Below are 11,333 nucleotides of genomic sequence, written 5' to 3' on the forward strand. Positions count from 1 at the left end.
TAGGTCCTTTATCTCCTTGTGGTCCTTTATCTCCTTGTGGTCCTTCAGGCCCATTAGGTCCTTTATCTCCTTGTGGTCCTTTATCTCCTTGTGGTCCTTCAGGTCCATTAGGTCCTTTATCTCCTTGTGGTCCTTCAGGTCCAGTAGGTCCTTTATCTCCTTGTGGTCCTTTATCTCCTTGTGGTCCTTCAGGCCCATTAGGTCCTTTATCTCCTTGTGGTCCTTTATCTCCTTGTGGTCCTTTGTCACCTTGTGGACCCTTATCTCCAGGCTCACCTTTTGGACCCTTTTCACCAACTTGGTTAAATTTAGCTAATGTTACACCAGAAACACCAATAGCTCCTGCGGAAGCAGCTAAACTTAATCCGTTAATAAACTTTAATAACTTTGACATGTGTACTCCTTTCTAAATGATCAAACTTATTATTCAAAAAAAAAAAAAAAACAAGTCTTGATTTCAAACTAGAAATGTGCATAAGTTATTTTTCGAAACCTTCAAATAGACTAGTATAAAGACCATTGAGATAGCGATCTAACCCTTGATTTTTAAAAAAAGTATACTAGAATTGTCCACCAGCAAACACTTACTTTAAATCGAAAATATATTTTGAAAGGTACGAATAAAATGAAGAAATTATTATCAATTTTAGGAATGATTGGAATGGTTGCTACAACAACTTCTGTTGCAGTAGCATGCAAACCTATAGGACAAAAAGAACCAAATAAAGAAGAAAAAAAGAAGAAGTTGTTAAACAAGAAGAAGTTATTTTAAAACTTCAAAAAGACATTGAAAAAGCTAATGAGGATTTTGCTAAAAAATGTGATGAAATATTAAAAGAAATTGATTCAAAAACATTTACAGCTTAAGAGATTCAAAAAATTGAAGTAAAAATTAAAGCCGAAGTTAAAAAATTATCAAAACACATTAAAGATGGTATAACTGACGCTAATGTTTTAGAAAAAATCTTTAAAGACAATGAAGATAAAGGACAAAAAAAGATGATGAAATCTTTTCTAAAATAGAAGGTTCATCAACAATTGGAGAAAATTTTTCAGAAAATTGAACTAATGAAAAAATAGAATCTAAAATTAAAGAAATTCTTGAAAAACAAAATTTATCTCAAGAAGAAAAAAGAAGCTATTGTAAAATCTATTCAAGAAAATATTCAAATTATTGATGAATCTGTAAAAGCACAAGCTAATGAAGAAGCTAAAAAAGAATACAAAGAAAAAGTTGCAAAAGCATTAGAAGATTACAACAAAGAAATTGCAAAAGTAAAAGATTTAAAATATTACAAAAAGGTGGACGAGCACTTTTTTATTTTCGATTGCTTTTATATATTAATTGATATTCCAGACGCTTTTATATATTAATTGATATAAACTTGTTAAAAATGTATAATAAATATGATATATAAAATTTTAGGAGGAAGATAAATAATGGCGAAATTTACAGCTGTTATTACAGATAAAGTAGGTTTACATGCAAGACCGGCTTCTGTGTTAGCAAAAGAAGCATCAAAATTCATCTCAAGTATAACAATTATTACTGGTGAAAAAAAAGGTAACTTAAAATCAATTATGAATATAATGGCTATGGCTATTAAAACTGGTACAGAAGTAACTATTGAAGCTGATGGATCTGATGCTGATGCTGCAATTGAAGCGGTTAAAAAAGCAATGGTTGAATCAGGTTTAATTGAAGGATAATTTAATTAATTTTTAAAGCAACCATTAGGTTGTTTTATTTATTTAAAGGAGAGTAAAAAAGTGTTTAAAAAAATCGCTAATTTCCAATTAAAATCTACAAATGTTGATCAAAAATATGGTTTTGACTTTTACAGATATAATGCTAAAGTTGAAGGAATAATAGTTTTATTATCAATAGTAATTCTACCTTTAATTACACTAATATTTTTAAATGTATTTAAAAAGCAATTAAACATTAATGAAGAACAAATTCAATTAATTATTAGTGTTTCAAGTATATTTTTTTCAACTATAGGTGGACTTATTTTTTGAAAATTACACCCTATATCATTTTTCAAATCAGGAGTAGGTATATTATTTATTTATCCTATTGCGTTTTTAATTATGGGAATTTTTTCATCAATATGTTCTCAAATAATTCCTGGTTTATTTGATAAAGAAAGTAAAAAAATAACAGCATGAGGAAGTGTGTTTCAAACATTTATTCAACTAATTGCTGAAATTGTATTAATAATTTATGCATTTTTAAGAATAGACGATCTAAAACAAAGAGTAAAACTAACATTAAAAGAAAATAAAAAACAATTAATCATTGTAGTTGTTATTTTTACAGTAGTAATGTTTTTATTAGGAAATGTATTATATGGAATTATAGTTAACAAACTAGGATTAGGACAATCTGAAAATCAACAAAATCTAATTAAACCATTAAAAGATAAACAAACAAAAATAATTTATATAATTCTTTTATTAGTATTTACAGTATTTGTAGCACCGTTATTTGAAGAAATTATTGCAAGAAATGCAATATTTACAGCAGTTGGATCTAGATGATTATCAATTGTAATTTCTACGTTATTTTTTGGAATTATGCACATTGGATCAGGTGATATTTGAAATATTACTCCATATATTTTAGGTGGTTTATTTTTAAGTTTAGCTTTTGATTTCACGCGTGGTAACATTACTTATTCATGATTAATTCATTCAACTTATAATTTAATTTCTTTAACAATAACAATAGCAACAAATTAGTTTTTAGGAGAAGTATGACAAAATTTTGTATAAATAAAAATGATGAAAATCAAACATTATTTAAATTTCTAAAAAAGACTTATTCAACAACACCAATTTCAGTTATTTATAAATGATTAAGAAAAGGTGATATTAAAGTTAATTCAAAAAGAATTAAAGATAAAAATCTCATTTTAAAATCAAATGATATTGTGGAAGTTTATGATTCGAATAAACCTGTGATTAGAGATAAATTTAATTACATAAAAAATGTTAAATTAGATATTTGTTATGAAGATGATAATTTAATTATTGTTAACAAAGATGCTAATTTAGAAATGCATTCTGTCTACAACATTTGTTTAGATGATATGATTAAGTCTTATTTAGTAGATAAAAATCAATACGATCCTTTAAATGAAAACTCATTTGTAATTTCTCATGTTCACCGATTAGATAAACTAACTTCAGGTCTTGTTATATATGCAAAAAATAAACAATCATCTGAAATTCTAACGCAAGCAATACAAGATAAAGACAAAATAGAAAAATATTATCTTGCTTTAATTTCTAATGATTGAACATTAGATAACACAGTTGTATTAGAAGGTTGAATAAATTATGATTTAGAAATAAAAAAATCAATTTTTTCAACTGAAATGTTAGATAATTATAAGTATTGTAAAACTGAGTTTAATATGATTAAAAAGAATTTAATTTTAGTAAAATTAATAACAGGAAGAAAACATCAAATAAGAGCTATGCTAAGTTATTTAAAAAACCCAATCTTAAATGATTTTAGATATGGTGGAAAGAAAATTAACGACGAAAAAATAATTTATTTATCAGCAAGTAAGTTAATTTTTCATAATTTAGACAAACCATTAGATTATTTAAATGAAAAAATAATAGAATTTATTCCTAAATGAGCTAATTAAAAGGAGATGTAAAAGTGAAGACATCAGCTAAATATGGAGTTTTTAGTGCCCTTATAGGGGTTATTATTTCTCTTACAAATATGTTGATTCAATTCTTAATGATATTTTGAATTCTAAAAACTTTTGGTTCTGAAATAAACGGGTATATTAGAATTAGTATGTCTTTATCATTAATTGCTGGTTCAGCTGAAGGATCATTAGCTATAGCAACTATTGTGATGCTTATGAGACCAATTTCAGAAGGTGATTGAATTTCAGCAAACGAAGTCTTTTCAACAGCTAAAAGAAAATATAATAATAACATTATCACAGGTTTTACATTAATCCTTCTTTTATCTATTTTATATCCATTAGAAATTGCATTAGCTCCATCAATTATTAATAACAAACCTGCCAATTGATCATTAAATTTCACTTCTCCATCAGGTAATGCAACTAGTTTAAATTTTTGAGAATTAAGTTTAATATTTTTCATTTTTGGATTTAAACAAACACTATCAACTGGATTATTTGGTGTTTATGAAAATATTTTAAGAGCCGATCAAAGAAATGGAAGTAGACGTTTAGCTATATTATTTTCTGATATTTTAGTATTTGGATTATTTTTTATAGGTTTAAATAGTTATTTAACTGTTAAAGATAATTATTCTCCTGTTTATATATTTTTAATCTTTTTAATATATCCATTTGTTAGAGGATTTTTAATAAAACAATATGTGAAAATTAAATATCCTTGATTGAAATTTTACCGAGACTTTAATAACTCACATTTAGCAAGAAGATCATTTAAAATTTTCTGATCTGAAATAGGATTTTCAATACTAAGAAATGCTGATATTTTAATTTTATTCTTAGCACTGGGATCATCTGCTTTGGAAGTTACATCTTTACTATCTCTTTATATGGTAGTTGGTGTAAATATTAGAATTATTATGTCTACTTTAATCACTTCTTTTAGAGAATACTTTTTAAGCATTATTATTAAAAATGGTAGACTGGATTGAAAATCATATATTAATTATGAGCTTTATACTTATGTTGTAGCGGTATTAAGTTTTGCAACAATTGGTATGTTAACTCCTTATGTTGTTTCAGGTTTATTTTCATCAATTATTAAAGACAATAGTAAAATTGATAACCAAGCAATCGAGTTTGTTTTTTCAAGATTTACATTTTCATTAATGTATGCACTTTCAACAAGTTTAATTATTATTTTAGATGGTAAATTCTCTTTAATACAAGCTAAAGGTATGAATAAAGCAATTACAAAAACAATTAATATTATTGCTGGTATTTATTTAGTAATTTCATATCTAATAGTTTTAGTTGTAGCTAGAGTTTTAGTTGATGATCAAAAGAAAATTTCAACAATTTTAATTGTGTTTTATACTTTTAAATCATTATTTATAATAATTGCTTATTTATATTTATGAATGTTTACATGAGATAAATTAGTATATATTGCTAAGTTCAGTTCGATTTTACAAAACTTTATTTACTTATTTGTTGGAGTGATTAGCTCATGATTTACAACTATCTTTTTAGTAGCTTCAATCATACCTATTAAAGGAACAAATGTATTATTACCTGATTTATTTAAAGTATTATCAATAACATTAACAATGGGATTTATTGTAGCTATTTTACTTCCTATTATAGTAAGACCTTCGGTTGGTATTGGTATATTTTTGGGTTTACCAATTATTAAACAAATAGTTAAAAAACAACAATATGATAATAAAATTAAACGTTTTATTTCTGAAGGAATTGATACAGGTAAAATGTTAGAACAACAACAATTACTAGTTAAATTCATGTCAGGGTTTAATGATTATGATGAAGATAGTGTGATTGATCAAAAAGAATTTGAATATTTAAAACATAAAGAAAAACCTAAAATTTACACTTTAAAAAATACAGATCTAGATTTAGATCAAGAAAAAGACATTGAACAGGATTTTGGAGAATAGATATGAATAAACAAGAAATATTAATAAAAATTAATCAATTAAAAGAAAAGATCGAAAAGTGATCTTATGAGTATTATGTTTTAGATAATCCTTCAGTTGATGATAGTGAATATGATCTTGTTTTAAATGAATTGATGGATCTAGAAAAACAAAACTCTGAATTTATTACACCAGATTCTCCTACTCAAAAAGTTGGTGGAACTATTATTCAAGGTTTTGAAAAAGTTAATCATAAAACTCCTATGTTAAGTTTAGGTAATGTTTTTAGTTTTGAAGAATTTAAAGATTTTAATAATCAAATAAGTAAAGTTACAAATACAATTGATAATCAATATTTTGCTGAATTAAAAATAGATGGCTTATCAATTTCATTAATTTATGAGAATGGAATTTTAACAACAGCAGCAACACGTGGAGATGGTGTTGTTGGTGAAGATGTAACAGTTAATGTAAAAACTATCAAATCAATACCTTTAAAAATTAGTAAAAAAACTAGAGTTGAAGTTAGAGGAGAAATTTTTTTATCTAAAAAAGAATTTGAAAAAATTAATAATGAAAGATTATTAAAAGGTGAACAATTATTTGCAAATCCTAGAAATGCAGCAGCTGGTACTTTAAGACAGTTAGATTCATCAATTGTTGCTAAAAGAAATCTTGATGCATTTTTATATTATTATTTAGCAGATGATTCAGATGATTTAACTCAAGCCGAATCAATTGAAAAATTAAAACAATTAGGTTTTAAAACAAATAGTGAACCGATGTTGTGCTCTAATTTAGATCAAATTAAAAATTATATTGAAAAATATACAGAGCTAAAAGATGATTTAGATTATCAAATTGATGGTATTGTTTTTAAATTAAATGATAAAAAATTACAAGCTAAAGTAGGATATACAGCAAAAGCTCCTAAATGAGCAATAGCATATAAATTTCCAGCAGAAGTAAAAACAACTAAATTAGTAGATATTTTTCCAACAGTTGGTCGAACAGGAAAAATTACTTATAATGCAAAACTTGAACCAGTTCAAATAATGGGAACAGTTGTAAGTGCAGCAACCTTACATAATGCTGAATTTATTAAGTCAAAAGATTTAAGAGTTAATTGTTATGTAAAAATTAAAAAAGCAGGAGATATCATTCCTGAAGTTTTAGAATCAATTAAAGATGATAATTTTTATAATTTAGATAAATGAATAATTAATGATCGTTGTCCTGATTGTGATAGTTTATTAGAAAAAAATACTGATGAAGTTGATCAATTCTGTATTAATACATCTTGTCCTAGACAAATTGTTAGATGTTTACAACATTTTGTAAGCCGAAACGCAACAAATATTGTAGGATTAGGTGATCAATTAATTGAAACTTTATTTGATAATAAAATACTTTCAAGTATCTTAGATATTTATAATTTAAAAACTCATAAAGATGAAATATTACAAATAGAAGGATTCGCTCAGAAGAAATATGATAATTTAATTAGTTCAATTGAATTATCTAAAAACTCATCTTTTGATAAAATCTTATTTGGATTAGGTATAAGACATATAGGTCAAAAAAATGCTAAAATTTTAGCTCAAAAATTTAAAAATATCGATAATTTAAAAAACGCTAGTTTTGAACAATTAATTAATATTGATTCAATAGGTGAAGTAATGGCTCAATCTGTAGTTGATTGATTTAAGATTGATGAAAATATAAAATTAATTGAGGAACTTAAATCAATTGGAATTGATTTTACTTATCTAGAATCACAAACTAATCAAGAATCAAAAATAGCTAATAAGACATTTGTTATAACAGGAACTTTATCTAAAAATAGAGAATACTTTAAAGAATTAATAGAAAAAAACTCAGGAAAAACCACTTCATCAGTTACAAGTAAAACAGATTATTTATTAGCTGGTGAAAATGCAGGATCTAAACTAGAAAAAGCAGATAGTTTAGGAGTTAAGGTTATAAATGAAGATGAATTTTATAAACTAATAGAAAATGAGAGTGAGTAATAATGAAAGATGTTATAGATATAAATTATTTAAAATCGCTTGCTAAAGATATTATGTTAGAAGCAAACGATCAAGAGTTAGACTATATATTATCTGTTGAAGAATCAATTTTAGAAAAATTTAAAAAGGTAACAAGCATTGACACAACAAATGTAAAACCAACATTTTATCCTTTAAACGATATTCATAATTTTTTAAGAGAAGATAACAACTCAGAAGTTATTGAGCAAGAATATATTTTAAAAAATGCTCCTACAAGTAAAGATGAATGTGTAACTATAGCAAAGGTGGTTAATTAAGATGAATTATAAACCTAAAAGTATATTAGAATTACATAATGATTTAGTTAATAAAAGAACAACTGTAACAGATTTAACTAAAAAAGTTATAAGAGAATTAAAAAATGAATTAGATTCAAATGCCATTAATTACATAGCTGAAACTCAAGCTTTAGAACAAGCTAAACAAATTGATGCTAATTTTGATGTAGATAAAATTTTATGTGGTATTCCATATTTATCAAAAGATAATTTTTCAACTAAAGATATTCCTACAACTTCATCATCAAATATTTTAGAAGGATATATTCCACCATTTTCAGCAACACTAATTGAAAAGTTAGATCAAAACAAAGTTGTATTATTAGGAAAAACTGCTTTAGATGAATTAGGGATGGGTGGAACTGGTCTTTATTCATGTAATGGAAAGATAGTTAATCCAAGAGATAAACGTCGATTAGTTGGTGGTTCTAGTTCAGGATCTGCTTATTTAGTTGCTAAAGGAATTGTTCCTTTCGCAACAGCTTCAGACACAGGAGATTCAATTAGAAAACCTGCAAGTTACAATGGTATTGTTGGATTCAAACCAACTTATGGTGCAATTTCAAGATATGGATTACTACCTTATGCTCCTAGTTTAGATACAGCAGGATTTTTCACTAGAAATGTTGATGATATGGCTGTTTTATGTGATGCAAGTTTTGGTTATGATGTTAAAGATTTCACTTCAACTAAAATTGAATCATCAGACTTTTACAAGCAAATTAATTCTTTTGATAAAACAAAAAGTTTTGGTTATATAACTCATGTAATTGATTCTTTAGATGAAGAACATAAACAAAAATATTTAGATCTTTTCAAAAAATTACAAGATCAAGGATATACTGTTAAAGCAATTGATTTTAGACAAGATTTATTAGATGCACTATCACCGGTTTATATGATGATTTCATTTAGTGAAGCAGTTTCAACTAATGCTAATTTAGATGGAATCAAATTTGGAAGCAGAGTTGAAGGTCAAGATTACACTGAAGTAATGACTAAAACAAGAAGTCAAAAATTTGGTTCAGTTGTAAAAAGACGTTTCTTAATTGGTTCATTAAACTTAAAACGTGAAAATCAAATCAAATATTTAACTAAAGCTAAAAAAGTTAGAACATTAATCAATCAAGCAATTGAAGAAATGTTTGAACAAATTGATATTTTATTATTACCTCCTTCAAGATCTATTGCCCCATTAATTGATGGTGCTAAAGAAGTTGATGAAAATTCTCAAGAAAATGAATTTTTAGACGATGTTTTAATGCTTGCTAACTTCTCTGGATCTCCTTCTATTACAATTCCGTTTTTTGAATATGATGATATGCCAATTGGTATTAACTTAACAACTAAAGTAAAATCAGATTTATTAACTTTACAAGCAGCAAAAGCATTAGAAAATATTATTGGTATTAAAAACCAAATAGTGGAGGACTAAGATGAATAATTTTGAACTTATTATTGGTATTGAAAACCATGTTGAATTAAAAACAAATACAAAAATGTTTTCTTCTGCTCCTGTTACTTTTGGAAAAAAACCAAATACTCAAGTTAATGAAGTTGATATGGCTTATCCAGGAAGTTTACCAACTGTTAATAAAAAAGGTGTTGAATTAGCGATATTAGCATGTAATGCATTAAATATGAAAATTGACACTTTATTAAAATTTGATAGAAAAAATTATTTTTATCCTGATTTAACAAAAGGATTTCAAATCACTCAACAATTTAATCCGATAGGATCAGAAGGTAAATTAGAAATAACTTTACCTGATAATAGTAAAAAAGTAATTGAAATTGAACGTCTACATATTGAAGAAGATACTGCAAAGCAAGTTCATAAAGATGATTTAACTTATATTGATTACAACCGTGCTGGAGTAGGATTAATCGAAATTGTAACTAAACCAGTTATGAGAAGTGCTGATGAAGCTTGTGCTTATGTTGAAAAGTTAAGAGAAGTTTTATTATTTTTAAATGTTAGTGATGTGAAAATGAACGAAGGTTCACTAAGAACCGATTTAAATATTTCAATTAGACCATTAGGTTCTAAATCATTTTCAAATAAAGTAGAAATTAAAAACTTAAACTCAATTTCAAACATTAGAAAAGCTATTGAATTTGAATTAAACAGACAAAGAGAAATTATTCTATCAAATAAAATAGTTGAACAAGAAACAAGAAGATTTGATGATCAAACTAACTCAACTGTTTTAATGAGAAGTAAAAGTGATGCATTAGATTATCGTTACTTTAGAGAACCTAATATTTTACCAATTCAATTAGATGAAAAATGAATTGATAACGTGATCAAAAACTCACCTGAATTAGCAGATCAAAAACGTTTAAGATATGTTAATGAATTAGGTTTAAGTTTAGAGAATACAAACATTATTTTAACTAGTTTAGAAATGACTGAGTTTTTTGAAAAAACAATTAAGCTAACAAACAATTATGTTAAAGTTTCTAAAATGTTAATTTCAGAAGTTCAATCAAAACTAAATTTAGAAAACATTACTATTGATCAAACTAAATTAACACCAGAAAGTTTAGCAACTATTATTAATATGATTGATAATGGTATTATTTCTTCAAAACAAACAAAAGTTATTATGTCTATTATTTTTGAATCAAACAAAGAAACAGTTGAACAAATAATTGATAGATTAGGATTAAAATTAATTTCTGATCCTAACCAAATTAAAAAAATGCTAAAACCTATTTTTGAACAAAATAAAGAATTATTAACTCAATATGATTCAAGACCAGAAAGAGTTATTAAAACAATAATGGGTCAATTAATGAAAATTAGTAACGGTAATGTTAATCCTGACTTAGCTAATAACATTATTATTGATACTATAAAATATAAAAGTTCTACCTAATATGACTATAGAAAAACTTGAAAATTAAGCAGTTTTTTATAAATAACCTTAAAATGTATAAGATCAAGCATGAATAATTACTTAAAATTAATTTAAACAGACATAGAATAAGTTAAAAAAACTATTATTTTATGTCTTTTTTTATGTTATAATATAGATATAATGCTATATAAAAGGAAAAGAGAGATAAAATGGCGATACCTTTAGAAATAAGACAGGTTGCAAGACCTAAAAACACAGTTGTAAAAGATTATTTTGGAAAATATAAAGTTGTAAAAAGAACTAGTAAATACGTTAACGGAAAAGCTATACCAGTTGATCTGGAAATAGTTGGTGAAATAATAGATTTTCAATTTGTACCTTTTGAAACACCAATTCCAGTTGGTCAAAGATCAAAAAAGAAAAAAGAATTAATCGAAACAGGTACTGATGTTAAAGAGTATGGAAACGTTGCAATATTTACAAAAAACAGTGAAGATATTTTAGAAAA

At 25.5% G+C, this 11,333-nt stretch carries 10 protein-coding genes and 2 pseudogenes; 11 read left to right on the plus strand and 1 reads right to left on the minus strand.

Translation table 4 applies throughout. From position 1 onward, the window contains the following. Positions 1-394: pseudogene (locus tag AB668_RS00415) on the minus strand (hypothetical protein); the annotation flags it as partial. 231 nt (positions 395-625) lie between these two features. Here AB668_RS00415 and AB668_RS05635 point away from each other — a divergent pair. From AB668_RS05635 to AB668_RS00465, 11 genes and pseudogenes are all read left to right on the plus strand, one after another. Continuing rightward, the gene (locus AB668_RS05635) at positions 626-772 is read left to right on the plus strand and encodes a Vmc-like lipoprotein signal peptide domain-containing protein (RefSeq protein WP_160314998.1); all 147 of its coding nucleotides are present in this window, start codon (positions 626-628) and stop codon (positions 770-772) included. A gap of 329 nt (positions 773-1,101) precedes the next feature. Next, positions 1,102-1,374: a hypothetical protein gene (locus AB668_RS00420; RefSeq protein WP_050517148.1), complete on the plus strand. Its 273-nt coding sequence runs from the start codon at positions 1,102-1,104 to the stop codon at positions 1,372-1,374. A gap of 66 nt (positions 1,375-1,440) precedes the next feature. Next, the gene (locus AB668_RS00425) at positions 1,441-1,710 is read left to right on the plus strand and encodes an HPr family phosphocarrier protein (RefSeq protein WP_050517149.1); all 270 of its coding nucleotides are present in this window, start codon (positions 1,441-1,443) and stop codon (positions 1,708-1,710) included. A gap of 60 nt (positions 1,711-1,770) precedes the next feature. Then, positions 1,771-2,745, plus strand: coding sequence for a CPBP family intramembrane glutamic endopeptidase (locus AB668_RS00430; protein ID WP_050517150.1), 975 nt, complete (start codon positions 1,771-1,773; stop codon positions 2,743-2,745). A 14-nt stretch (positions 2,746-2,759) separates the two neighbouring features. Beyond that, positions 2,760-3,662: an RluA family pseudouridine synthase gene (locus AB668_RS00435; protein ID WP_050517151.1), complete on the plus strand. Its 903-nt coding sequence runs from the start codon at positions 2,760-2,762 to the stop codon at positions 3,660-3,662. A 14-nt stretch (positions 3,663-3,676) separates the two neighbouring features. Then, on the plus strand, positions 3,677-5,632 hold the full coding sequence (locus AB668_RS00440; protein ID WP_050517152.1) for a hypothetical protein: 1,956 nt from the start codon (positions 3,677-3,679) through the stop codon (positions 5,630-5,632). A 2-nt stretch (positions 5,633-5,634) separates the two neighbouring features. Next, complete coding sequence (gene ligA / locus AB668_RS00445) at positions 5,635-7,641, plus strand: NAD-dependent DNA ligase LigA (RefSeq protein ID WP_050517153.1); 2,007 nt, start codon at positions 5,635-5,637, stop codon at positions 7,639-7,641. Between the two features lie 2 nt (positions 7,642-7,643). Further along, positions 7,644-7,940, plus strand: a complete 297-nt coding sequence (gene gatC / locus AB668_RS00450; protein ID WP_050517154.1) for an Asp-tRNA(Asn)/Glu-tRNA(Gln) amidotransferase subunit GatC — start codon at positions 7,644-7,646, stop codon at positions 7,938-7,940. 1 nt (position 7,941) lies between these two features. Continuing rightward, positions 7,942-9,396, plus strand: coding sequence for an amidase family protein (locus AB668_RS00455; RefSeq protein ID WP_050517155.1), 1,455 nt, complete (start codon positions 7,942-7,944; stop codon positions 9,394-9,396). A gap of 1 nt (position 9,397) precedes the next feature. Then, positions 9,398-10,843, plus strand: coding sequence for an Asp-tRNA(Asn)/Glu-tRNA(Gln) amidotransferase subunit GatB (gene gatB, locus AB668_RS00460; RefSeq protein WP_050517156.1), 1,446 nt, complete (start codon positions 9,398-9,400; stop codon positions 10,841-10,843). A 191-nt stretch (positions 10,844-11,034) separates the two neighbouring features. Then, positions 11,035-11,333: pseudogene (locus AB668_RS00465) on the plus strand (hypothetical protein); the annotation flags it as partial.

This window comes from Mycoplasma sp. HU2014, from assembly GCF_001199495.1.
Classification (GTDB): Bacteria; Bacillota_I; Bacilli_A; order Mycoplasmatales; family Mycoplasmataceae; genus Mycoplasma.